Source organism: Muricoccus vinaceus (assembly GCF_042433125.1).
Classification (GTDB): domain Bacteria; phylum Pseudomonadota; class Alphaproteobacteria; order Acetobacterales; family Acetobacteraceae; genus Roseomonas; species Roseomonas vinacea.
Genome location: NZ_JBHLVZ010000091.1, coordinates 48,760 through 70,719, shown reverse-complemented (window position 1 = coordinate 70,719; position 21,960 = coordinate 48,760). Strand labels below are relative to the sequence as shown.

The 21,960-nt window shown below is 74.2% G+C and carries 21 protein-coding genes; 12 read left to right on the top strand and 9 right to left on the bottom strand.

From position 1 onward, the window contains the following. Nucleotides 1-87: 87 nt before the first annotated feature. Complete coding sequence (locus ACFFIC_RS26625) at nt 88-1,224, top strand: hypothetical protein (RefSeq protein WP_377056141.1); 1,137 nt, start codon at nt 88-90, stop codon at nt 1,222-1,224. Next, the gene (locus tag ACFFIC_RS26620; RefSeq protein ID WP_377056139.1) at nt 1,221-2,465 is read left to right on the top strand and encodes a hypothetical protein; all 1,245 of its coding nucleotides are present in this window, start codon (nt 1,221-1,223) and stop codon (nt 2,463-2,465) included. The genes ACFFIC_RS26625 and ACFFIC_RS26620 overlap by 4 nt, the downstream gene beginning before the upstream one ends. 22 nt (nt 2,466-2,487) lie before the next feature. Here ACFFIC_RS26620 and ACFFIC_RS26615 read toward each other — a convergent pair whose 3' ends face one another. Both ACFFIC_RS26615 and ACFFIC_RS26610 read right to left on the bottom strand, forming a co-directional pair. Beyond that, nucleotides 2,488-2,784 carry a hypothetical protein gene (locus tag ACFFIC_RS26615; protein WP_377056137.1) on the bottom strand — a complete coding sequence of 99 codons (297 nt, stop codon included), beginning with the start codon at nt 2,782-2,784 and terminating at the stop codon, nt 2,488-2,490. A gap of 110 nt (nt 2,785-2,894) precedes the next feature. Further along, complete coding sequence (locus tag ACFFIC_RS26610) at nt 2,895-4,496, bottom strand: coiled-coil domain-containing protein (RefSeq protein ID WP_377056135.1); 1,602 nt, start codon at nt 4,494-4,496, stop codon at nt 2,895-2,897. Nucleotides 4,497-4,828: 332 nt separating this feature from the next. Between ACFFIC_RS26610 and ACFFIC_RS26605 the strand changes: the two genes are divergently transcribed. Continuing rightward, nucleotides 4,829-5,806: a tripartite tricarboxylate transporter substrate binding protein gene (locus ACFFIC_RS26605; RefSeq protein ID WP_377056133.1), complete on the top strand. Its 978-nt coding sequence runs from the start codon at nt 4,829-4,831 to the stop codon at nt 5,804-5,806. 43 nt (nt 5,807-5,849) lie between these two features. On the opposite strand, the gene ACFFIC_RS26600 is transcribed toward ACFFIC_RS26605, so the two are convergent. The 4 genes from ACFFIC_RS26600 to ACFFIC_RS26585 all read right to left on the bottom strand — a co-directional run bounded on the left by ACFFIC_RS26600 (nt 5,850) and on the right by ACFFIC_RS26585 (nt 9,054). Beyond that, the gene (locus ACFFIC_RS26600; protein WP_377056131.1) at nt 5,850-6,851 is read right to left on the bottom strand and encodes a D-2-hydroxyacid dehydrogenase family protein; all 1,002 of its coding nucleotides are present in this window, start codon (nt 6,849-6,851) and stop codon (nt 5,850-5,852) included. A gap of 5 nt (nt 6,852-6,856) precedes the next feature. Next, entirely contained in the window at nt 6,857-7,534 is a 678-nt protein-coding gene (locus ACFFIC_RS26595; protein ID WP_377056129.1) for an RraA family protein, read from the bottom strand. Between the two features lie 11 nt (nt 7,535-7,545). Further along, nucleotides 7,546-8,535, bottom strand: coding sequence for a Bug family tripartite tricarboxylate transporter substrate binding protein (locus tag ACFFIC_RS26590; RefSeq protein ID WP_377056127.1), 990 nt, complete (start codon nt 8,533-8,535; stop codon nt 7,546-7,548). Between the two features lie 69 nt (nt 8,536-8,604). Next, on the bottom strand, nt 8,605-9,054 hold the full coding sequence (locus ACFFIC_RS26585; protein ID WP_377056125.1) for a hypothetical protein: 450 nt from the start codon (nt 9,052-9,054) through the stop codon (nt 8,605-8,607). Between the two features lie 178 nt (nt 9,055-9,232). Here ACFFIC_RS26585 and ACFFIC_RS26580 point away from each other — a divergent pair, with 178 nt between their 5' ends. Continuing rightward, nucleotides 9,233-10,447, top strand: a complete 1,215-nt coding sequence (locus ACFFIC_RS26580) for an MFS transporter (RefSeq protein ID WP_377056123.1) — start codon at nt 9,233-9,235, stop codon at nt 10,445-10,447. Between the two features lie 20 nt (nt 10,448-10,467). Here the strand turns inward: ACFFIC_RS26580 and ACFFIC_RS26575 are convergent, their stop codons facing one another. Both ACFFIC_RS26575 and ACFFIC_RS26570 read right to left on the bottom strand, forming a co-directional pair. After that, nucleotides 10,468-11,553 carry a Bug family tripartite tricarboxylate transporter substrate binding protein gene (locus tag ACFFIC_RS26575; protein WP_377056121.1) on the bottom strand — a complete coding sequence of 362 codons (1,086 nt, stop codon included), beginning with the start codon at nt 11,551-11,553 and terminating at the stop codon, nt 10,468-10,470. Nucleotides 11,554-11,582: 29 nt separating this feature from the next. Then, nucleotides 11,583-12,569 carry a dihydrodipicolinate synthase family protein gene (locus ACFFIC_RS26570; RefSeq protein WP_377056119.1) on the bottom strand — a complete coding sequence of 329 codons (987 nt, stop codon included), beginning with the start codon at nt 12,567-12,569 and terminating at the stop codon, nt 11,583-11,585. Nucleotides 12,570-12,679: 110 nt separating this feature from the next. Between ACFFIC_RS26570 and ACFFIC_RS26565 the strand changes: the two genes are divergently transcribed. Then, nucleotides 12,680-13,678 carry a LysR family transcriptional regulator gene (locus tag ACFFIC_RS26565; RefSeq protein WP_377056117.1) on the top strand — a complete coding sequence of 333 codons (999 nt, stop codon included), beginning with the start codon at nt 12,680-12,682 and terminating at the stop codon, nt 13,676-13,678. Nucleotides 13,679-13,690: 12 nt separating this feature from the next. On the opposite strand, the gene ACFFIC_RS26560 is transcribed toward ACFFIC_RS26565, so the two are convergent. Beyond that, nucleotides 13,691-14,209: a helix-turn-helix transcriptional regulator gene (locus ACFFIC_RS26560; RefSeq protein ID WP_377056115.1), complete on the bottom strand. Its 519-nt coding sequence runs from the start codon at nt 14,207-14,209 to the stop codon at nt 13,691-13,693. Between the two features lie 307 nt (nt 14,210-14,516). On the opposite strand from ACFFIC_RS26560, the gene ACFFIC_RS26555 reads away from it, so the two are divergent. From ACFFIC_RS26555 to ACFFIC_RS26525, 7 genes are read left to right on the top strand one after another with little or no spacing between them, the layout of a single operon-like run. Beyond that, the gene (locus ACFFIC_RS26555; RefSeq protein WP_377056113.1) at nt 14,517-15,431 is read left to right on the top strand and encodes a hypothetical protein; all 915 of its coding nucleotides are present in this window, start codon (nt 14,517-14,519) and stop codon (nt 15,429-15,431) included. 52 nt (nt 15,432-15,483) lie between these two features. Further along, complete coding sequence (locus tag ACFFIC_RS26550) at nt 15,484-16,833, top strand: hypothetical protein (RefSeq protein WP_377056111.1); 1,350 nt, start codon at nt 15,484-15,486, stop codon at nt 16,831-16,833. 4 nt (nt 16,834-16,837) lie between these two features. Further along, nucleotides 16,838-17,407: a hypothetical protein gene (locus tag ACFFIC_RS26545; RefSeq protein WP_377056109.1), complete on the top strand. Its 570-nt coding sequence runs from the start codon at nt 16,838-16,840 to the stop codon at nt 17,405-17,407. Beyond that, a complete protein-coding gene (locus ACFFIC_RS26540; protein ID WP_377056107.1) occupies nt 17,397-18,779 on the top strand; it encodes a hypothetical protein in 1,383 nt (460 codons plus the stop codon). The genes ACFFIC_RS26545 and ACFFIC_RS26540 overlap by 11 nt, the downstream gene beginning before the upstream one ends. A 41-nt stretch (nt 18,780-18,820) precedes the next feature. Then, a complete protein-coding gene (locus tag ACFFIC_RS26535) occupies nt 18,821-19,987 on the top strand; it encodes a hypothetical protein (RefSeq protein ID WP_377056105.1) in 1,167 nt (388 codons plus the stop codon). A gap of 6 nt (nt 19,988-19,993) precedes the next feature. Beyond that, entirely contained in the window at nt 19,994-20,818 is an 825-nt protein-coding gene (locus tag ACFFIC_RS26530; protein ID WP_377056103.1) for an amidohydrolase family protein, read from the top strand. Continuing rightward, the gene (locus ACFFIC_RS26525) at nt 20,815-21,960 is read left to right on the top strand and encodes a Tox-REase-5 domain-containing protein (protein ID WP_377056101.1); all 1,146 of its coding nucleotides are present in this window, start codon (nt 20,815-20,817) and stop codon (nt 21,958-21,960) included. Before ACFFIC_RS26530 ends, ACFFIC_RS26525 begins: the two co-directional genes overlap by 4 nt.

Sequence of the window (21,960 nt, the reverse complement as noted above, 5' to 3'; positions counted from 1 at the left end):
CCGGTTGCGGGCCATGGGGTTCCGGCCCGCGCGCCGGCTTCGCCCGCCGCTCACGCCTCCTTAACGCGGCCGCGCAAAAATCGGGGCATGTCCGCGCAGATCGATGTGCCGCCGTCCCGGCCCGCCGTGGAGGACTCCCGGCCCGCCACCTTCCTGGAGCGCGGCGTCACGGTTCCCTTCACCACGCCCATGCTTCTCGGAAGCCGCGTCCGCCCGGGACGACGGCACGACTTCGAGGTGGCCGTGCCCAGCCCGGCCGGCATCCGCGGCTTCTACGTCCTCCCCCTGAAGAGCCTGCGGGACATCTGCGTCCCCACCCTGCACGACCGCCTCGTCATCGAGGTGCTGGAGGACATGGCCGTGCTCACGCCCGACGCCATCCTGAGGATCGCGCGCGCCGCCGCCCAGGAAGGGCTCGCCGGGCGGGCGGCGGCAGCGGCCGCGGCCGCTGCGGAGAAGGCGATCTCGGGCCGGAAGCTGTTCACCAACTACACCCTGCTGCTCCAGCTGATCTCCCAGACCGAAAGCCCGGCGGAGCGCAGCTTGCCGCCGGAGCGGGACACGCCCGTCCATGTGCAGCATCGCGGCCAGCGCGCGGTGGGCCGCACCTCCCAGGCCCTCGGGATGACCCCCGACGAGGTGGTCCAGGCCATGGAAGGCCTGGCCGAGGCCTATCTCGACCTCGGCTTCCGCGGGAACCCCACCAAGGCCCGCTATCAGCAGCAGCTCGACCGGCTCGATACCGTCTCGGCCGAGATCGCGGCTTGGGCGGATGCCGCCATCGATGCCCAGCTCGCCTCCTCGGCCAGCCTGGTGGCGCGCTCCGCCCACACGACCCTATGCTGCGGCCGCGTGCTGCTGGAGGACCTTCTGGCCTCCACGGAGGACCTCCCCAACCTGGTGGTCCGCTGGCGGCAAGACCCCGACGCGGTCCGCTCCGAACTCGGCAAGCTGGCCTGGCTTCTGGACGGCTGGTCGATGATCCTGGGTGTCTGGGATTCCGCCCCGAGGATCGGCCTGGCCGCCGCCATCCAGGAGATGGTGGTCATGGTGCCCTCCATGCCGTTCGAGGTGAACAAATGGGTCGGCGGGCCGGAGCAGGAATACTTCGCCGAGGCCCACCGGCGCCGCAGCCGCTCGGTCTTCAGGCTGGAGGAATGGCGCACCGGGCGCACCATCGACCTCATCCTCCGCAACGAGATGATCGTGAGGGACTTCGTGTGACCACGACGCGGCTGACCGCCCTCCGCCTGCTCGGCGGCGCGCTGGCGGAGGCATCGCCGGACCAGCTGTCCCGCGTGGTGTCGGTGATCGACGCCCTGCCGGACCGGGCCGAGGCCGACCAGGTTCTGGAGCGCGTGCGGACGCGGCTGCGCGGCCGCGGGCTTCCACGCCCCCTCCGCTTCGCGCGCCTTCTTTTCGCGCCGCTCGACGGGTTGATCGTGTCCGCCCAGGCCTGGAGGCCCGGCAACGTCGCCGTTCCGCGCCAGGCGATCCCCGTGCTGGCGCGGGTGGTCCGGCTCGCCCTGGGCGAGGCAGGCGCCGAGATCGAGGCCGAATGCGCGGGCCGCCGGCGGGAGGACGCGGCCGTCGTCCTCGCGCTCGGGCGCCGGCTCTGGCCGGCGGCGGCGGGATGCCTGCCGGAGGCGCCGCCGCAGTCCTGGCCCGAGACCGGCCTGTGCCGGGCGGATTACGCGCCGATCCGGGCGCGCTGCGGCGCCGCCTGGCGCCACGGCCCCGGCCTCTGGCTCGCCCTGCAGGCCGGCCCCGAGGGACCGCCGCACGCGCTGGCCCGCGAAGCCCTGTCCGGCCCCGTGGCCGAGGACGCCCTCGCCGCCGAGGTCGCGCTGCGGCTCCTGCTCGCCGTCGCCGCGCGGCCAGCCGGGGTGGCGGCCGCCGCTCTGGAGCTTGCGACGGACGCGGGCCATTCGGTGATACAGGTCGTCCAGCGCGCCCTGGACGACACGCTGGCCGCCGCCGTCATCCAGGCGGAGGCGCCGGTCCCGGCCGATGCCGGCGAGCAGGCCACGCTGGCCGCGGCCCAGGCCGCCTGCACGCTGGTGGAGGACCTGGAATCCTCGCCCCTCCTGCGGAGCCCGCCGCGCCAGGAAAAGTTGCTCGCTCTTCGCCGCGCCGCCGACGCCTCCTGCCGCGCCAGCTTCTCCCGCCTGCTTTCCGCCCGGCTGCTCGAGCCGATTGCCTCCCCCAGGGCGGGGGAGGCGGCGGCGATGGAGGAAACGGAGAAGGCGGCGCGCGCCCTGCGGCGGATCGAGGCAAGCGGCCGGCGCCTCGGCGGCGCCGAACTCTACGACGCGGCGCTGCGCTCCGCCGCGGAGGCCGTCATGGCCGCCGCAGGGCAGCACTCCACCCTGGCCAGGGTGGACGCGCTGCGCCTCGCCGAAATCCTGGTGGGCTCCGACGCGGCGGAGCGCCTGGGCAGCGCGGGCCTCCCGCGCCTGCACTGAGCCCGCCGCCCGGGAGAAAAGTTCAGTCCAGCCGGCGCAGGTCGCTCAGGCGAACTGGCTGGTCCCCAGCGTGGAACACCGGCCCCTCGCCCCCGCCATCCTGGGCGACGCCGGTGATGCGGTGCTCTCCGCTGTCATACACCGTCACCGCTCCATCCTTCTCGATCGCCAGCCGCCTCGCATCGGGAAAGAAGGCGTAGCGCAGCCCGTCCTGGCCCCCCGTGGAGGACGGCTGGCCGAGGTCACCCGGCCACCAGGGCGGGGTTTCCGCCATGGGTTCCATGGGCTTCATCGGTTCCATCGGTTTCATCGGCTGCATGCGTCGCTCCCACCCGGAAACAGGTCCGGCCCGCGCGGGAACGGCGGGGAAGGGCCAGGGCTTCGTCCGGCCGCGGCGGAAAGCGACCGCCGCCCGGAGGCGGGGGCGCCTCAGGGGCTGCGGGAGCTGCCCTCGGGCGTGGCGGGGGCGGGCTGGTCCGCGCTGCTGCCGGCCGTGGGCAGCACCCGCTGCTGGCCGGATTGCCGCTCGCGGGTCAGCTGGGCGCCGAGTTCCGAAAGCTCGCGCCGCTGCTGCTCCAGCCGGGCCTGGGCCGAGGCCACCTGCGCGCCCAGCTCCTGCCGGCGCTGCTCCAGCCCGCTCACCTCGTTGCGCAGGCTTTGCGCCTGCTCGCGCAGCCGCGCCTGCTCCTGTTGCGCCGTTTCCGTGGCGGCGGCGATCTGCTGGGCCCGGGTTTCCAGGCCGCGGGTGCGGCCGCCGGCCTCCTCGGTGGCACGGTTGGCGCTGGCCAGCCGCCCTTCCGCCTCGCTCAGCGCCGTGCGCCGGGTGGCCAGCTCCGCCTCCGCCGCCTGCGCCTGGGAACGCGCGGCCTGCAGGCGGCGCTCCTCGGCCGAGGTGCCGTCCCGCAGCTCGGCCAGCCGCCGCTCGGCGGCCTCCACGGAGCCGCGCAGCTCCGCGCTGCGGGCTTCCAGGCCGCGCAGCGCGCTTGCCGCGCCCTCGCGCGCCGTGGTCAGGCGTGCCAGCTCCGCCTCGGCCTGGGTCACCGCGCTCTGGCGCTCGGTCAGGGTGCCCTCCACGCTGGCCAGGGTGGTGCGCAGCTCGGCCAGCCGCCGCTCCGCCGTGCCGGTGGAACCCGTCAGCTCGGTGGAGCGCGTCTCCAGCCCGCGCACCCGCCCGGCCGCCTCTTCCGCCGACTGGTTGGTCCGGGCAAGCCGCGTGTCGGCTTCGGCCAGGGAGGCGCGGCGGGCGGCGAGGTCGCGCTCGGCCGCCGTGGCATCGTTGCGCAGGCCCGCGAGGCGCCGCTCGGCCTCCGCCCCCGCCTGCTGCCGCTCGGCCAGCGAGCGCTCGGCCTGCTCGATGGTGGCACGGAGCGCGGCGAGGCGCTGGTTCTCCGCCGCGCCCTGCTGGCGCTGGTCGGCCAGGCGCCGCTCCTCGGTCGCCACGGCCTCGCGCAGGCCGGCCAGGCGTCGTTCCTCCGCGGCGGCGCGCTCCCCCAGCGCCGCGAGCCGGCCATCCTGCGCCGCCGTCTGGTCACGCAGCCCGACGAGGCGCCGCTCCGCGGCGGCCGCCTGCTCCTGCAGCCCGGCCAGGCTGCGCTCGGTTTCGGAAATCGTCCCGCGCCGTTCCTCGGTGGTCTGCTGAAGCTGCCCCGCCTCGCCCTGAAGGCCGGCGATGCGGCGTTCCTCGGCCGCGATGCGCTCGCGCAGGTTGCGGGCCTGCTGGTCCGCCGCGCCGCGCGCCCGCTGGGAGTTGGCCAGGGCGGCGCGCGCCTGGGCCAGCCGCTGCTCGATGGCCGCGAGGTCGCCCGCCGCCCGCCGCTCGGCCGCCAGGGTGGACTCGAGTTCGCCGACACGCTGCTGCAGGACGCTGCCGCGCGCCTGGGAAGCCTGGAGCGACTGCTCCATCGAGGAAACGCGCTCGGTGCGCTCCACGCTCAGCCCGCAGCCCGCCAGGGGAACCAGCAGCGCCGTGCTCGACAGCATCGCGCGCAGGCTGAACCATGCCGGCCGGGACCAGCTCGAACCATTGCCCATCGAACCGGCTCCCCAACCTCTGCCGCGCAAGAGCGCGCGTCCTCGCATCCCGTCCACCCGGCGGCGCCAGGGTCAAGCCGGCCGCATCGGAGCGGATGAAAGACGGATTGCGCCTGGGAGACAAGCGCCCGGAAGTTGCAAGCCGCAGCACGCCTCCGAAAGTGTTGTGCGTCCCGAACCGCGCCAGGCGGCGGCTTGCGGCGGGGCGTGCCATCGGGAATGCTCGTTGCCCGCGTGAACCGGCGCCGCCCGGTGCCGCCGCAACAACAAGCGCCACGGCGATTCCCCGGCCACCAGCCCAGGGCAAGCCCAAGGCAGAGGAGAAGCGCGCCATGACATCCATCCGCCCGCCCATGCGCCGGTCCGAGTTCATCGCGCTCGCCGCGGGCGCGGCCACGCTGGGGCTCGCGCCCCGCGCCCGCGGCGCCGACTATCCCACGCGCCCGATCGAGCTGATCGTGCCGGCCTCGGCCGGAGGCGGCACGGACGTGCTGGCGCGTGCCTTCGCCGAGGCCGCCAAGCGCCACTCGCCGCAGCCCTTCATCACCGTGAACCGCCCCGGCGCCAGCGGCGCCATCGGCTTCGCCGAGGTGCTGAACGCGCGCCCCGACGGCTACAAGGTCTGCGTGGTGTTCGTGGAGCTGGCGATCCTGCCCTTCCTGAACCAGATCAAGTTCTCGGCGGATGATTTCCGCATGATCGCGCGGCTGAACGCCGACCCGGCCGCGATCATGGTCCGCGCCGAATCCCCCTGGCAGAGCTTCGAGGACTTCATCGCCGAGGCGAAGCGCCGCCCGGGCGCGGTGACGCTGGGCGATTCCGGCGTCGGCTCCATCTGGCACCTTTCCGGCGCCGCCATGGCCGAGAAGGCCGGCGCCCGGTTCCTCCATGTGCCCTATCCCGGCGCGGCGCCGGGGCTGACGGCGCTTCTGGGCGGCCATGTGGACGCCATGTGCTCCAGCCCGGGGGAGGCGAACGCCTATATCCAGGGCGGCAAGATGCGCGCCCTGGTGGTGATGTCCGACCAGCGCGTGCCGGGCTTCGAGGCCGTGCCCACGCTGAAGGAGCGCGGCGTGGACTTGGCGATCGGCACCTGGCGCGGCCTGGGCGTGCCGCGTGCCACCCCCGCGCCGGTGGTGGAGGCCCTGGCCGAGATCGCCCGCAAGGCCGCGGCCGAGCCGGGCTTCAGGGAGGCGCTGTCCCGCGTGAACCTCGGCTACAGCTATGCCGATGCCGCCGAGTTCGACAGCAACATCGCCTCCGACCGCGAGGCCTTCCGGCAACTGACCGGCCGCCTGCATCTCGGCTGAGCCGGCGCCTCGGCTCCGCAGCAGGGCGGGGCAGGGGGCGCGCTCAGTCCCCGGCCGCGGGCGCGCCCTCCGCCGGCGCGGCGCGCGCCCCGGGGTTCACGAGGTTGACCGGCGCGCCGGCGGCGAAGGCGAGAAGCTGATCCACCGCCGTGTCGTACAGGGCGTCGTAGACGCCACGCTCGGCATAGCCGAGATGCGGCGTGCAGAGCACGTTGGGCAACCCGATCAGCGGGTGCGCCGCGCCCAGCACGGGCTCGTCCTCGAACACGTCCACGGCGGCGAAGCCGGGCCGGCCCTGCTGCAGGGCATCGAGCAGCGCGCCGGGCGCGATGATCTGCGCGCGGGAGGTGTTCACCAGCAGCGCGGAGGGCTTCATCAGCGCGAGGTCGGCGGGCCCGACGATGCCGCGCGTGGCGTCGTTCAGCGCGATGTGCAGGCTCAGCACGTCCGCCATGGCGAAGAAGGCCTCGCGGCTTCCGGCCACCTCGTATCCGGCCGTGCGCGCGCGTTCGGTGCTGCCCTCGCGGCCCCAGCACACCACCCGCATCCCGAAGGCCGCGCCCACCCGCGCCACCATGGCGCCGATCCGCCCGTAGGCGTAGATGCCCAGCACCTTGCCCTTCAGCCCCGTGCCGACCGAGCCCTGCCACTGGCCGTCGCGCAGCCTCCGCTCTTCCTCGGGGATGTGGCGCAGCGAGGCCAGGATCAGCGCCCAGGCAAGCTCCCCCGTGGCCTCGGGCCCACCCGCGCCGCCGGCGGAAACCAGCACGCCGCGGCTGGTGCAGGCCTCGATGGCGAGGTGGCCGGTGTTGCGCCCGGTCTGGCTGACGAAGCGCAGTTCCGGCAGGGCCTCCACCACCGCGGCCGGAAGCGGGCTGCGCTGCTGGGTCAGCACCAGGGCGTCGAAGTTCCGCAGGCGCTCGGCCAGCGCGGCGGGGTCCTTCACCGTGTCGGCGAACACCGTGACCTCGTGCCCGGCCAGCCGCGCGAAGGAGGGCGCCGTGCGGAAGGCGCCCGCATAGTCGTCGAGAACCGCGATGCGCATCGGCGCTAATCCTGCCGTGTCTGAAGATTGTGATAGCCGTGCCGGCGGCGCGCCTCGGCCAGGTCGATGCCCGCGCGGATATCCGCCAGGATCGCCTCCTCCTTCTCCTCGATCCCGCGCGCGACGGCCAGCACCTCCTCCGCCCGCGCGAGCGGCACGGAAACCACGCAACTGTCGTCGGCGCAGAGCAGGTCGCCGGGATCGACGCGCACGGTGCCGAGCACGATGGGCACCATCGTCGCCTCCAGCGCCACGCGGTCCTTGCCCGTGCGGGCATGCGCGGCGCGCGACCAGATGGGGTAGCCGAAGGCGCGGCTCTCGCCGACGTCGCGGTTCACGCCGTCGATGATCGTGGCGGCCAGGCCCTGGGCCTTCGCCGCCTCGGTCAGGATGTTGCCCCAGACCGTGCAGTCCAGGCGCCCGCGGTTGTCGATGGCGATGATGTCGCCGGGTCCGGCCAGGTGCAGGAAGTCGCCCACCGTGCCGCCGCCCGTGCCCACCGGAAGGTAGCGCAGCGTGATGGCCTGCCCGGCCACCCGGGCGCCGGGCTGCATGGGCCGCAGCCCGTCCACCGCGCCGGGCAGGCCGAGCCGGTCCAGCGCGTCGGAAACCGAGGAGGTGGGCAGGGCGGCGAAGCCCGCCAGCACAGGGGCGGGCAGGCGGGGGAAGCCGGGCGTGGTCATGGGGGTGTTCCTCAGTCCGCCTTGATGTCGTTCTCGCGCACCACGCGGCCCCAGGTCTCGACCTGGCCGTCCACGAAGCGGCCGAGCTCCTGCGGCCCGGCCAGCACCAGGCGGGCCTGCTGCCCCTCGGTGATCTGCTGCGACACCCGTTCGTCCCGGAAGGCGCCCACCAGCGCCTCGTGGAAGCGGGCGACAACCGGCGCGGGCACGCGCGCCGGGGCGAAGACGCCCCACCACGCCTCGGCCTGCAATCCCGGAAAACCGGATTCCTCGGCGGTCGGAACCTGCGCGAGGCCCGGCAGGCGCTGGGGGCCGAACTGCACGAGGGGCCGCAGCGTGCCGCCCGCGACCTGCGGCGCCAGCAGCGCCGCGCTGCCCACCACCATGTCCACATGCCCCGCCACCGCGTCGTTCACGGCCGGGCCGCCACCGCGATAGGGCAGGTGCTGGAACGGCGCGCCCGCGCGGCTGCCGAGCAGCGTCATCACCAGGTGCCCGATGGTCCCGTTCCCCGGGGTGGCGAAGGTCACGCTGCCCGGCCTCGCCTTGGCCGCCGCAACAACGGCGGCGAGGTCGCGGAAGGGCTTGTCCGGCCGGCAGGCCGCGACATAGGGCGCGCCGCCGATCAGCGTCACCGGCTCCAGGTCCTGGCGGAGGTCGAAGGGCAGGCGCGGGACCAGGGCGGGCAGCACCGCGTGGCTGTCAAAGGTCAGCAGCCAGGTCAGCCCGTCCGGCCGGGCCTTGGCCACCACGTCGGTGCCCAGGCTGCCCGCCGCCCCGCCGCGGTTCTCCACCACGATGCTGACGCCAAGCGCGCGTTGCAGCCCCGGCGCCGCCAGGCGCGCCACCGCATCGGTGGAGCCGCCGGGGGCGAAGGGCACGACGATGCGGATGGGCCCCGAAGGCCAGGCCGCTTCCGGGCCGGCACCCTGCGCCCGCGCCTCGAAGGTGGCCGCGCCGGCGAGGGCGCCCAGCACCACCCGCCTGGACCATGCGTTCATGGCACCCGTTTCCCCATCTTTCGCGGAAGTAGATCGAAGCGCGGGGGGGCTGGCAAGGCGGCCGGGTCCTCAGCGGCAGCCATAGAGGTTCAGGCAGGAAAGATAGCGGCTGAAGCACTGCTGCGTGCATCCGGCGCGGTCGGTGGGCGTGAAGGCGGGCGCGCCCGGATTGGTGCTCCACATCGGCGGGCAGGCCAGGCGGCAGGAGGCCTGCTGCGCTTCGCAGCCGTTGCGCAGCGGCTGCGGGCAGGAGGCTGGGGCGGGCGTCCCCTCGCCGCGCGGCGCCCGCGCGTCCGGGTTCTGGGCTCCCGGCTCCTGGATCCGGGGCGCCTGCGCCCGCGGCCCCTGCGTTCCGGCGGGTGGGCGGGCCGGCGGTGCCGCCTGTCCCTGCGGGCGCATCCATTCCTTGGTGAAGGCCGATCCATCGGCCGGGGGAAGCGCCGCGCCCCGCGCCCCCGCCGGCACCAGGGCCGCCAGCATCGCCAGCACGATCGCCAGCATTGGGAACAGACGCCCCATCGGGTGCCCTCCGCCTCGCCTCGTCCGCACGGGGCGGACGCTTCCTGTCGCCGATGTTACAAAGCCCGCGCCGGCGCTCCAACCACCTTCCTTGCGGCGCACGCGGCAGGGGCGCAGAGGGAAAGGCAAGGAAACCGGCGCGGCAGGCCGGCGCGGCAGGAAAGAGGAAGCAGCCCCCATGAGCAAACCCGGCGCGGGAAATCCCGGCATCTGGGCCGTGGTGGTCGCGGCCGCCGTGACCGCCTCCATGGCCATGGGCATCCGCCAGACCTTCGGCCTGTTCCTGCTGCCGCTGGGCACCGAGGAGGGCATCTCCGCCGTCACGCTTGGCTTTTCCGTCGCGCTGCACAACCTGACATGGGGCATCGCCCAGCCCGTGACGGGCGCGCTGGGGGACCGCTTCGGCGCGGGGCGCGTGGCGGCGGTGGGCGGGCTGCTCTATGCCGCGGGCCTCGGGCTCGTCGCGCTTCATCCCTCGGCGGTCACGGCCCTGCTGGGCATCGGGATCATGACGGGCCTCGGCGTGGGCTGCGCGGGCACGGGCAGCGTCATCGCGGCCGTCGGCCGCGCGGCGCCGCCGGAGCGCCGCGCGAGCCTGCTGGGCATCGCCGCTGCCGGAGGCTCGGTCGGCCAGGCGCTGCTGGTGCCCTATGCGCAGCTCGGCATCGGCTGGTTCGGCGCCGCGGCCGCGCTCGGGGCCATGGCGATCGCGGCGCTGATGATCCTGCCGGCGGCGCGGGTGATGGAATGGTCGCCGCGCAGCCCGCTCGCGCCGCGCCGCCCGCTCTCGGACCTGCCCGCCCTCGCCCGCGCCGCGCTGGGAGAGCGCGACTTCGCGCTGCTGACGCTGGGCTTCTTCGCCTGCGGCTTCCAGCTCGCCTTCCTGACCACGCACCTGCCGGCGCACCTCGCGCTCTGCGGCATGCCCGCATGGCTCGGCGCCACCTCGCTGATGCTGGTGGGGCTGTTCAACATCCCCGGCTCCTGGCTCTGCGGCAAGCTGGGCGGCGTGATCCGGCCGGAGGTGGCGCTGGGCGCCGTGTACCTGGTGCGCAGCGTGGCGATCACGCTGTTCGCCGTGCTGCCCGTGACGGAATGGGGCACGCTGCTGTTTGCCGCGGTGCTGGGCTCCATCTGGCTGGGCTCGGTGCCGCTGACGGCGGCGGCCATCGCGCGGCGCTTCGGGGTGGCCGATCTCGGCGCGCTCTACGGCGTGTGCTTCTTCAGCCACCAGATCGGCGGCTTCCTCGGCGTGGGCGCGGCCGCGGTGCTGGTGGAGACGACGGGCAGCTATGCCGCCTTCTGGCCGGTGATGGTGCTGGTGGGGCTGGGCGCCGTCGCGGCCAACTGGGCCACGCGCGGTCCGATCCGCGCGGTGGCGGCGCCGGCCTGAGGGCGCCTGTTCACCCAGCCCTATTCCACGAGGCCCAGGCTCCGGATCAACTCGCCCACCACGCGGTCGTCGGCCTCCATCCGCGCCGCAAAGGCCGCGCGGTTGAGAAAGGTGGCGCGCACCGCCTGCCTGTCCGCCACCTCGCGGTAGGTGGCGCTGGCGACCACCTCGCGGCAGGCCTCCTCCACGCGGGCGACGATGGGCTCGGGCGTGCCGGCGCGCAGGAACAGCCCGCCATAGGTGACGGAGGCGACGGGGCCGAGGCCGAGCTCGGCCAGCGTCGGCACCTCCGGCATGGCGGGCAGGCGCTCCGCCGAGGCGGCGCCGAGGGAGCGCAGCCCCTGGGTCTGGATCAGGAAGGTGGTGGCGATGCCCATGTCCAGCGCGCCCGAGACAAGGTTGGTCGCGAAGTCGGCCTCGCCGCGATAGGGGATGTCCACCACCTCCACCCCGGCGTTCCGCCAGAGCTGCGCCGCCAGCAGGTGCGGGCCCGAGGCCGGACCGGTATGGCCGTAGCGCAACCGCCCGGGATGGGCGCGCGCGTGCTCGATCACCGAGCGCAGGTCCCGGAACGGCGAGGACTGCGGCACGGCGACGTGGAAGATGTTGTCGAAGGTCTGACAGACCGGGATGACGGAATCCTTGCCGTAGCCCAGGTTGCGCACGCGGTGCGTCTGGATGACCACCGGCGTGACCGGGGAGAAGGCCATGGTGGCGCCGTCCGCTGCCGCGTTCACCACCGCCTGCATGCCGATGGTCAGCGACGCCCCCGTGCGGTTGTTCACCACCGCCCGCTGCCCGAGGATCTGGCCGAACTCGGTCGCGAAGACGCGCGCCATGAGGTCGGTGCCGGAGCCCGGCGGCAGCGGCATCACGATCTGCACGGGTCGGGACGGGAAGGGATCCTCCGCCGCCGCGCCCCGCGCGAGAGTGGCGAGGCAGAGCCCGCCGAGGGCTGCCGCCCGCCCGAGCCTGCGCAACCCGCTCATCACCATCCTCGTCTCCTCCGCTTCTTCTCGCCGCGTCATGGCGCGCGGCGTTGTGTTCGGCAGCCACAGGATCGGCACCGGGGCCGAGAAGGGGCCTGGTCCCGCCAGCTCGCGCATGGCGGCACCAGGCCCGGAAGGGCCTCTTCTCAGGCCGCGCGCTTGAGGTCGCTGCGGTCGATCACGGAGAGGTTCAGCGCCTTCAGCAGGTTGTAGATCGTGTCGATCTCCTCCGGCTTCGGCTTGGGCATGGGCGAGCGCATGAAGGGGCTGGGGATCAGCCCGCGCAGCCAGGCGGCGGTTTTGTAGCGGATGTGCAGCCGGCCCATGTCGGCGATGTATTCGTGCAGGTTCACCAGCCCGCTGTCCCAGATGCGGCAGGCACCCTCCAGGTCGCGCCGGTCCCAGGCCTCCAGGTGGTCGAGCATCGGCTCCTTCGCGAAGGTCCAGAAGCCGCTCAGCGTGCCGTCGAACATGCCGGTGGCGCGGTACTCGTGGAAGCGGGACGCGAGCGCCCCCATGATGGCCACGGGGCGGTTCAGGCTGCGCAGCCCCTTCGCCACGATGCGGAAGCCGTCATAGGTGTAGGTCATCTTCCAGCCGACGATGTTCGGCACCTCCCGGCACATGTGCAGCGCGGCGCCCACGGGCAGGCCGGGATAGAAGGGGAAGTCGCTGCCGCTGACGGGATGCGTGATGATCGGCAGGTCCACCGCGCGGTCCTGCGCGATCACCGTGTCCAGCCAGATCTCCGGATAGGCGTCGGCGTCCCAGCAGGAGGTGACGTCCTGCGCGCCGCCCGGGGGAGTGACGAAGATGCCGTCGACGCCGAGCGCCTTCGCGTCGCGCGCCGTTTCCACCATCTCCTCCGTGCGCAGCGCCCAGGTGCCGGCGATGATGGGCAGCTTGCCGTGCGCCTCCTCCATCGCGATTTCCAGCACGCGGCGCTTCTCCTCGCGCGTGAGATAGAAGATCTCGCCGGCCTCGGGATTGACGCAGAGCCCGCCCTCGGCGGCGAAGCGCGGATCGTCGGCGTAATAGCGGACATAGCGGCGGAAGGCCTGCTCATCGACCTTCATCTGCTCGTCGAAGGGCAGCAGCAGGGCGACGTAGCGCCGGTGGCCGATGGTGCTCATGGATGTTCCTCCCCTGGGGCCGCCGCGGGGGCGGGCCGGTGGGAGCGGTATGCTCCGTCGCTTCCGCAAAAATCCATCTATAGTTATTCATCATATCATGAACGTGGTGCATGATGGCGGGGATGATCGACCTGTCGCGCGTGGACCTGAACCTTCTGGTGGTGTTCGACGCGCTGATGAGCGAGCGCCAGGTTACGCGCGCCGCCGCGCGGGTGCGGCTGACCCAGCCCGCCGTCAGCCATGCGCTCCGCCGCCTGCGCCTGCTGTTCGACGACGCGCTGTTCACCCGCGGTCCCGGCGGCATGCAGCCCACCGCGCGCGCCGAGGACCTGCACGTGCCCGTCCGCGCCGCGCTGGCCCATGTGCGGGCGGCGCTGGGCAGCCAGACCAGCTTCGACCCCGCCAGCGTGCGACGCACCTTCCGCCTCGCGATGACCGAGGTGATGACGCTGGAGCTGCTGCCCCGCCTCATCGCGCTGGTGCGGGAACGGGCGCCGGGGATCGACCTCGTGATCCTCGGCAGCGGCGCGGGGGAGGCGGGGGACATGGTGGCGGAAGGTGAGGCCGACCTCGGCCTGGGCGTGCTGCCGCACCTGGCGGAAGGGCTGCTGTCGCAGCAGCTCTACACCGACGCGCTGTTCTGCGTCGTGGACCGCCACCACCCGCGCCTGCGGAACGGGGCGCTGTCGCAGGAGGACTACCTCGCCGCCTCGCACGTCACCGTCGCCGGGCCGCGCCACGTGGGGATCGAGCTGGACGAGATCATGGCCAGGCTCGGCCTCGCGCGGCGGGTGGTGGCCGTGCTGCCGCACTACGTCGCGATCCCCGCCGTCATCCTCGGCACCGATCTCGTCGGCCACATCCGCGAAAGACTGGTCTCCATCCACGCGAACCGGGGCGACCTGCTGCTGTTTCCGCCGCCGATCCCCCTGCCGGTTCCGCCGCTGCGCTTCCTTCAGGTCTGGCACATCCGCGACGATCGCGACGCCGGTCATCGCTGGATGCGGGAACTGGTCGCGGAGGCGGCGTGCAGCCCCCCGGACGGGCCTGTGCCGCGCGACGGCCAGGCGGCCGCGCTGGGCGACGGCCAAGCGGCCGCGCTGGGCTGAGGGGTGCGGCGTTCAGGCCGGGGCGCGCCCCACCTGGCCCTGGGCCAGGCCGCGCAGGGCTCCGGCAGCCTTCCCGGACCCGTTCTGCGCGCCGCCCCACCCCGACGCGGGGGCCGCGACGGCCTGGGACGCGGCGCCCCCGGCCCGGGCGATCATCGCCGCCCGGGAATTGACGCCCAGCTTGGCGAAGATCCGCCGCAGGTGGGTGGCGACCGTCCAGGCGCTGATGTCCAGCATCGCGCCGATGCATTTGTTGGGCAGGCCGTTCGCCACCAGCCGGATGATCTCCGCCTCCCGCGGGCTGAGCCGCACGCCATCCGCCAGCCGTCGCCGCGTCAGCGCGTAGCGGAAGCCGTCGAGGTCGAAGCTCACCAGCGTTTCCCGCCCGTCCTCGTCCGCGGCGGCCAGGCTCTGCCCAAGGGCAAGCTCGTCCAGCGCCTCCGCGACGGCGTCGAGAAGGGGGTGCAGCGGCCGCGGCGGCGCCTCGGCCTCCAGGGCCGGGAGGGCGATGGTGCCCCGGGGTTGCGCCATGGCTTTCCCTCCTTCGCCGCGGCCCGGCGGGAACATTCCCGCGCGGCCGCCACCGGCCCGGGCACGGGTGTTATCCGGCCCGGACCTTTCCGGCCCCATCCGGGGGGCTGCAACGAACAATGATAGGAGTCACGGTTCCTCAACTGTGCGTTGCGTCACAGCCCGGTTCCTAGTCGCTCATCCATGCGAAGCCTTCCCGGGCGAAGCATCTCCGGGTGAACCCCGTGCATGTTCCCCGACACGTGCGGCTCGCGCGGGACGTGCGCGATGCGCTTTCCTCCCCGCATCGAACCCAGCGGAGGCTGCGATGAGCACCGGGACCATGTACGAGCTTCAGGGCGAGTTCAGCCCGCTGCATGAACGGCCCGATCCGGAATTCGGCCGCTTCCTCAAGCGGGCCTTCAAGACCGTGGCGCCCTTCGCCGCCCGCATGGTGGTGGGCGCCATCCCGGGCGTGGGCGCCATCGCCGGCCCGATCGCGGGCAACCTCGTGCGCTCGCTCACGCGGGAGCAGCAGGAGCAGCTCGAGGCCGCGCTGCACGAGCTGGGCTCGGGCGCGAGCGGCGAGGCCTATGGCGAGTTCGGCGCCCAGGAGTTCGGGGAGTTCGGCGCGCAGGAAGGCGAGTTCAGCCCGGAAACCATGTACGGCGAGATGTCGGGGGAGATGACCCATGAATTCGCCGGCGCCCAGGAATGGAGCGGCGAGGGCGAATACAGCCACGAGATGGCCGGCATGGGCGAGTTCGGGGAATTCGGCGAGGGCGAGATGCAGCCCGAGGGCGAGATGGGCTTCGGGGGCGCGCAGGGCGAGATGGCGCTGATGGAGCAGATCGCGCACGAGGCCGCCGCCGCGCACAACGGCGCGGCCGCCGAGGCCCTGGCCGGCAGCCTGGTGCCGCTGGCCACGCGCCTTGCCCGCGCGAGCGCCCCGGCGCTGCGCCGCGCGACGCCCGCCCTCGCCATGGCGGCGGGGCGGCTGGCGGGCGCCATGCGGCGCCACCCGGCCACCCGCCCGCTGGTGCGCGTGCTGCCGCACGTGCTGACGCGCACGGCGCAGGCCATGGCCCGCGGCGCCGGCATGGGCCAGCCGGTGACGCCGCAGCGCGCCGTGCGGATCATGGCCGGGCAGACCTACCGCGTGTTCAACAAGCCGGACATCGCGATCAGCATCCTGGTCCGTGCCGGACGGCGCCCGCGGGTGGCGATGCGCCGCGCCTACTGAGCGCCGCGCAACAGGCGCCGCCAACCCCAACGCCGCCAGCCGGGCAGGAGCCATGCCGATCCCCGCCGCCACCATCAGCCGAGAGGCCGCCGCCCCCGGGGCTGCGGCCGCGCCGAGGCCGGACGCCACGGAATGGCGGGAAGGGGAGGCGGACCAGCTCACCCGCTGGATCGGCCTGCAATCGCCCACCGCGCTGCGCCATGCGGCGGCGCTGCGCCCCTTCCGGCGCGACGAGTTCGGCAGCGCAGCCGAGGCGCCGAGCGACGGCCACCTGGAAGCCGCCAACGCGCTGACCGGCGACCTCCGCCGCAACGTGCTGGCCATGTCGCGGGAGATCGCGCGCGCCTCCCGCGCCGCCGCCCGCGCGCCGGACCGCGCCTCGCTCGCGCGGCTGCTGGCCTCGCGCGAGGCGATGCTGAACTGGGTGCGCCGCGCCGAGGACATCTGGAGCTTCTACCTGGAGCTGTTCGGGCAGCGGCAGTCGCGCTTCGGGCCGATGCTGCTGGCCTGCGACCGCATCGCGCTCGACTGCTACCAGTATGTCTACACCGGCATCGGCCGGGCCAGGCCCGTGCCGTCCCCCGCGCCCTTCTGCTACATGGAAACGCAGTCCGGCCCCGCCACCTGGCGGCGCGGCATCGCCATGGCCAAGCTCGGGCGCCGGCCCAACCCCTTTCCGCTGATCCAGCTTCCGCACCACCGCCTGGTGAATCCCTGGACGCTCGGCGCCGTGCTGCACGAGAGCGGGCACAACCTGCAATCCGACCTCGGCCTGTGGCAGGCCGTGCCGCTGGCCATCGCCAGGCGACTGCTGGAGGCCGGGCTCTCCCCCGCCATCGCCAAGACCTGGGCGCGCTGGCACCAGGAAACCTGGGCGGACCTGGTCGCGGTTCTGCTGGGCGGGCCGGAGATCGTGGCCTCGCTGATGGACGTCACCGCGCGCTCCGTCCGCAGCACGCAGCGCTTCGACCCCAAGGGCGTGCACCCCACGCCCTGGCTGCGCATCCCCATCAACATCGAGCTGCTGCGCCGCATGGGCTTCGAGGAGCGGGCGCGCGGCTTCCGGCAGGCCTGGGACCGGCTCTATCCGCCACCCGCGCCCGGCACGATCCCCCGCGCGCTGCTGGACACCTTCCCAAGGGCCTGCGAGGTGGCGGTGGACGCCATCGCCTTCCAGCCGTTCGCGCAGCTCGGCGGCCGCAGCCTCGCCGGCTCCGTGCGCTTCGAGGCGCGCGACCAGGGCCTGGTGGAGGAAGCGGCGCGCCGGCTGGCGGAAAGCCGCGACCCCGGCATCGTGCCCGCCATCTTCCTGGTCGGCGCCGCGCGCCACGCGGCCGACCGCCGCTGGGCGCCCCCCGGCACCATCGCGCGCAACTTCTACCGCGCCCTGGTCCGGAGATAGGCCGATGACCATGGCAACCGCCTTCGAGGCCGTGCTGCTGGCGCTGGAGGAGCTGCGCGCCTGCGCCGGGGACCGCCTGCACTGGGCCGTGCTGCACGCCCGCCCCGCCGGCGGGGAGCATGTTCTCGCCGGGCGCTACGAGGACTGGGCGACGGAGATGCTCGCGCTGGCCGAGGAGGCGGAGGCCGCCGGGCTGCGCGGCGAGGTGGCGGCTGGCCTCGGCGCGGCGTTGGACCTCGGCGGCAGCGCGGCGGCGCTGGTCGCGCTCGGTCGCAACGCGCGCGCCCTGTCGCGCCGCCTGCACGGCAGCCTCGCCTCGCCCGAGGCCCATGCGGCGCTGCAGGCGCTGGCGGGCAGCGAGGAAGGACGCGCCTGGGGCCCCTGGGCCCGCAGCGTGGCCGAGGCGCTGGTCCGCTGCCGCGAGCCCATGGCACGGCTCGAGGACCGCGTGGCCGAGGCCTGGGAGGAATGGGCGGAGCTCGCCCTCGCGGCCGCGGCCGAGCCCCGGGCGGCGCGGCGGCCGAGATCGCCAGCGCCAAAATCATCAGCAGGAGGGCAGCCCCATGCCGAATAACACCAGCGGCCCGCAGGCGCAGGCCCCCCTTGGGCCGGACCAGCGCGTGCTGGCCGCGCTCGAAACCATGGCCTTCACCGCCGCATCCCCCGCCGGCACGGGCGGGCTGGTGGCGGCGGGCGGCTCGCTGGACCTGATGCGGCTCGCACAGCAGAGCATGGCGCGGGTGCTGGGCCTCTCGTCGGGCGGCGACCCCCGGCGCACGCTGGCGCGGCTGGCCGAGGTGTTCCCGGAGACCACGGAGAAGGGGGAGAGCGCCATCGGCTACCGCCCGCTCGGCGCGCAGCCGGTGGAGGGGCCGGCGGGCGCGCTGGTGGCCGGCGCCCAGGCCGTGTTCTTCCGGCAGGCGCAGGACATCCGCCAGAACATCAATGCCCTGCTGGATCAGCTGGAGCCGGTGGTGACCGACCCCGACGAGGAGGCGATCGAGAGCCTGGCCGCCGCCTATCGCCGCACGCTGGACATGGTGGTGGAGGAGTTCGGCCGCGAGGGCGGTGGCGCGCCCGACCGCATCGAGCTCGGTGCCGAGCACCTCAACACGGTGCGCGCCGCGCTGGAGAGGGCGCTGGGGCTCTCCAACGCCCCCGACCCGGACCGGCTGGACCTGGTCCTGCTGGAGAAGGAGGGCGTGGGCGAGACGATGCGGATGCTGCAATCCCAGACCGACCAACTCACCAGGGACCTCCTCGCCCGGTACAGGAAGAACGTGCTGGGCGGCATCGGCACGCTCTTCGCGCGCCTCACCTGGACCGTGCGCGCCATTCCCGCCTCCGTCGCGGAGGTGCGGACGGAATTCGACGCGCTCCGGATCGACGAGGCGGACCGGCTGCTGATGATGCTGAACAACAGCGGCACCATGAACGCCGAGCTGCTGCTGCGCTGGTGCGAATCCGCGGCCGCCGGCTGGACCCAGGCCATGGCCGAGGGCCGCAGCATCAGCATCGGCCTGGTGCGGGCGGAGGCCGGGAAGCTGGCCGAGATGCTCGAGCTGCTGCGGCGCCGGGTTTCAGGCCTGCCCGGCGGCGGGCGGATCGTGGCGGCGCTGCAGGAGCTGGACGAGCACGTGCTGGCCGTCGCGCAGCTGGCAACGGAGATCGAGCGCAAGGCCGCGGGCACCGGCCAGGCGAAGGCGCCGCAGACCAACCGCACCGCCTCGCCCGCCCCAGCGAACGCACCGCCCCGGACGGCCGCGCCGCCCCGGACGGCCACGCCGCCCCGGATGGCCACGCCATCCCGGATGGCCACGCCATCCCGGATGGCCACGCCATCCCGCGGTGCCGCCACCGCCCGTGCGCAGCCGGGGGCGGCCGGCGGCCCGGACCCGCAGGCCAGCTCCTCACCCGCGCCGTCCCCCGGCGGTTCGACGCCCTGAGCCGGGCGATCCTCGCAACGCAAGCCCCGGAGACCAGGGCCATGCCCCTACAGAACGGCAAGCAGCAGTTCCTGACGGAAAAGAAGTACCAGCTCTCCCAAAGGCAGATCGCGGCCTTCCGCCAGCGGCTGATCGACGAGAACGCCTCCGTGCTGGTGGCCAACCCGCAGCTGGCGGACGTGCTGAACGGCATGGTCAACAACATGCTCGGCGCGCTGGAGGCCGAAGCCGACGCCGCGGCCCCGCCCGACAACGGCCTGGCCGGGCTGATCGGCATCGGGCCCGATGCCGGCACCGATCTCGGCCAGGCGCGCGTCACCCCTTCCGTGAAGCCCTATGACGAGCAGATGACGGCCGAGCGCGGCAGCGCCATGGCGGACTTCTACTACGTCCACCAGGCCGGCGAGATGGCCGGAACCTTCCGGGCCGTGATGACCCTGCAGGAGCTGTTCAAGGGCGGCGTGGTGCGCCTTTCCGACGGGCCGGGCGCCTATCGCCTGTACCAGTTCGACCGCAAGCAGGTGCTGCGCTACACCCAGCAGGAACGGCTGCAGGCCTATCTGCGCGCCTTCGGCTACCGCGCGCCCGTGCACGGCATGCCGCCGGGCGCCACCGTGCCACCCGCCCGCTGGGCCAGCCCGAACACCGAGTTCCACGGGCTGTTCAACGCCTTCGTCGCGGAGGTCGCGCGCTTCTTCCGCGACAAGCGCATCTCCGAGGTGGTGCGCGACCGCGCCAACGACCCGAGCTTCGGCAGCATCGCCACGGTGCGGCGCGCCGGGCTCGACCTGCGCTACAACCTCAAGAACTTCTCCTACGGCCATCTCAGCGTGCTGCGCGTGGAAACCCTGCAACTGCTGGAGGAGGCCTTCGAGATCCTTCAGGCCGAGGACGTGCGCGCCCTGTTCGGCGCGGAAACCGCGTGGGACGTGGTGGAGGACGTGCTGCGCCGCTACCACAAGGAACAGATCAACGTCTCGCCGCGCTCGCGCATGGCGGTGGCGGGGCGGGACATCCTGCGCTGGCTGTCCCAGCCCTTCATCCTGACCGCCACCCGCGCCCAGTTCGAGGCCCTGGCCCAGGACATCGCCGACGCCGCGGAGGAATGGCTGGCCAGCGCCCAGACGGTGGGCGTCGCGGTCGCGGTGCCGGATGCGGTGCGCGGCGCGGGCGGCCCGCGCGGCACCCGCGCCCTGACGGCGGGGTAGCGTGCCGTGCCGCTGGACGGTGCGGAACGGGACGTGGCCGGGGCGATCGACGCACACTGCCATGCCGGCACGGCCGATGGCCTGACCGACCCATGGAACACCGACGCGCCGCTGGGCCCATACCTGCGGCGCGCGGGGGCGGCGGGCATCGCGCGCACGGTGGTGTTCCCCGCCTTCGACGGCGACTACCGCGCGGCCAATGCGCGCCTGGCCGGCATCGTCCGCCGGCACGCGCCGCGGCTGATCGGCTTCGCCTTCGTGCATTGCCGGCGCGACAAGGGGCGGATCGGCGCCATGGTGGCGGAGGCGGTGCGCCGGCACGGCTTCCGCGGCATCAAGGTGCACGGCTACGAGGCCATGCTGACGCGCGAGGCCTGCGAGGCCGCGCGTGCCTTCCGCATCCCCGTGCTGTTCGACGTGGTCGGGCGCGCGGAGGTGATGGACATGATCGCCCCGCAATACCCGGACGTGGACTTCATCGTGCCGCATCTCGGCAGCTTCGTGGACGACTGGCGCGCGCAGCAGCGCGTGGTGGACCAGATCGCGCGCCATCCCAACGTCTATGCCGACACCTCCGGCGTGCGGCGCTTCGACTACATCGTGCAGGCGATCGAGCGGGCAGGGCCCGGCAAGGTGATCTTCGGCTCGGACGGGCCCTGGCTGCACCCCGGGCTGGAACTGCACAAGGTGAAGCTGCTGGGCCTGCCGCCCGGGGCGGAGGCGCAGGTGCTGGGCGGCAACATCCGGCGCCTGCTGGCCCGGCGCGGCGCGGCACAGGGCCAGGGCGGGCCGGCGCCCCGCGCCATGCCCGCGGGGGAGGCACCGGAATGAGCGGCGGCACGAAGATCCGGAAAAAGGACCTGGGCACCGGCCGGCACGGACCCAGGCGCGACCTCCGCGCGGTGTTCGACCGCATCTTCAGCACCGGACGGCCGCAGGGCGTCTGGTCCTCGGACGACGCGGCGCGGCGGGCGGCCGCGCGGGCTCCCGTGCCGCCCCTGGCGGACCGCGTGCCGCTGGCGCGCGGGGACGGCACGGTGTTCATCCCGCTCGCCGGGTCCGGCCTGCCGGGGCAGCGCCAGGTGCGCCAGGCCTCCCCCGCCGGACCGGGCGGTGCGAAGGCGCGCCAGCCGATCGGCGCGGGAAAGGCGGTGGGCGGGGTGCTGGTGCGGCCGGCCACCCATGCCTTCTGGGCCCGCAAGCAAGGCGGCGCGGTGCACACCTATCCGATGGCCCCCGCGCCGCAGGTGGGGCCGGACGGGCGGCTGCCGACAGGCACGGCCAACCTGGCGCTGGGCCGCGCCCTCCGGGCGCTCCGGCGCTCGCCCCTGCTGCTGCCGCCCGGCCCACCCGCCGACGAGGACGACGACGCGGAGGACGAGGCGCCCCGGCCGGCGCGGACGGGGCGCCCCGGTGCCTCGCCGGCGCGCGGGGCGCTGCCCGGGAAAGACCCCCAGCGGCGCGCCGGCGCGGCGCCGGCGGGCCGCCAGCCCCAGGGCCCCGGCCGGTACGTCGCCAACCACCACCTCGGGCGCAACATGTCCCCCGCCGCCCGCGCCTATCAGGAGAAGGTGACGGGGACTTCCGCCGCCCGCGATTACGTGGTCGTCAACAGGGGCATGCGGGCCGATTTCGACGGGTACGACGCGCGGCGCGGCGTGCTGCTGGATGCCAAGCTCTGGGGCTGGGAGGGCAAGCACGCGCAGGCCATCCGGATGCTGGATCCCCAGGAGCCCAGGCGGGCTCCTCCCGCCCCCGCCACCACGGCCTGGGCCTTGCGGGAGGTGGTGTGGCCGATGATCGACCGTGCCCGAAGGCAGGTGCGCGCCGCCGGAGGCAGGCCGATCGAGTGGCACGTCCCGGATGCAGGCACGGCGCGCCTGCTGCGGCGCCTGATGGCGGTGACCTTCGGCTGCCCCTGCGGGCCCGAGCGGTGCCTGTGCCCGATCCAGGTGCGGTACCACCGGGCCTGA

Coding starts and splice junctions, on each gene's coding strand:
- ACFFIC_RS26570 (WP_377056119.1), bottom strand. CDS start 12,569: ATGAGCACCATCGGCCACCGGCGCTACGTCGCCCTGCTGCTGCCCTTC.
- ACFFIC_RS26595 (WP_377056129.1), bottom strand. CDS start 7,534: ATGACCACGCCCGGCTTCCCCCGCCTGCCCGCCCCTGTGCTGGCGGGC.
- ACFFIC_RS26525 (WP_377056101.1), top strand. CDS start 20,815: ATGAGCGGCGGCACGAAGATCCGGAAAAAGGACCTGGGCACCGGCCGG.
- ACFFIC_RS26535 (WP_377056105.1), top strand. CDS start 18,821: ATGCCCCTACAGAACGGCAAGCAGCAGTTCCTGACGGAAAAGAAGTAC.
- ACFFIC_RS26565 (WP_377056117.1), top strand. CDS start 12,680: ATGATGGCGGGGATGATCGACCTGTCGCGCGTGGACCTGAACCTTCTG.
- ACFFIC_RS26545 (WP_377056109.1), top strand. CDS start 16,838: ATGACCATGGCAACCGCCTTCGAGGCCGTGCTGCTGGCGCTGGAGGAG.
- ACFFIC_RS26585 (WP_377056125.1), bottom strand. CDS start 9,054: ATGGGGCGTCTGTTCCCAATGCTGGCGATCGTGCTGGCGATGCTGGCG.
- ACFFIC_RS26605 (WP_377056133.1), top strand. CDS start 4,829: ATGACATCCATCCGCCCGCCCATGCGCCGGTCCGAGTTCATCGCGCTC.
- ACFFIC_RS26615 (WP_377056137.1), bottom strand. CDS start 2,784: ATGCAGCCGATGAAACCGATGGAACCGATGAAGCCCATGGAACCCATG.
- ACFFIC_RS26625 (WP_377056141.1), top strand. CDS start 88: ATGTCCGCGCAGATCGATGTGCCGCCGTCCCGGCCCGCCGTGGAGGAC.
- ACFFIC_RS26580 (WP_377056123.1), top strand. CDS start 9,233: ATGAGCAAACCCGGCGCGGGAAATCCCGGCATCTGGGCCGTGGTGGTC.
- ACFFIC_RS26555 (WP_377056113.1), top strand. CDS start 14,517: ATGAGCACCGGGACCATGTACGAGCTTCAGGGCGAGTTCAGCCCGCTG.
- ACFFIC_RS26550 (WP_377056111.1), top strand. CDS start 15,484: ATGCCGATCCCCGCCGCCACCATCAGCCGAGAGGCCGCCGCCCCCGGG.
- ACFFIC_RS26540 (WP_377056107.1), top strand. CDS start 17,397: ATGCCGAATAACACCAGCGGCCCGCAGGCGCAGGCCCCCCTTGGGCCG.
- ACFFIC_RS26590 (WP_377056127.1), bottom strand. CDS start 8,535: ATGAACGCATGGTCCAGGCGGGTGGTGCTGGGCGCCCTCGCCGGCGCG.
- ACFFIC_RS26560 (WP_377056115.1), bottom strand. CDS start 14,209: ATGGCGCAACCCCGGGGCACCATCGCCCTCCCGGCCCTGGAGGCCGAG.
- ACFFIC_RS26610 (WP_377056135.1), bottom strand. CDS start 4,496: ATGGGCAATGGTTCGAGCTGGTCCCGGCCGGCATGGTTCAGCCTGCGC.
- ACFFIC_RS26575 (WP_377056121.1), bottom strand. CDS start 11,553: ATGCGCGAGCTGGCGGGACCAGGCCCCTTCTCGGCCCCGGTGCCGATC.
- ACFFIC_RS26600 (WP_377056131.1), bottom strand. CDS start 6,851: ATGCGCATCGCGGTTCTCGACGACTATGCGGGCGCCTTCCGCACGGCG.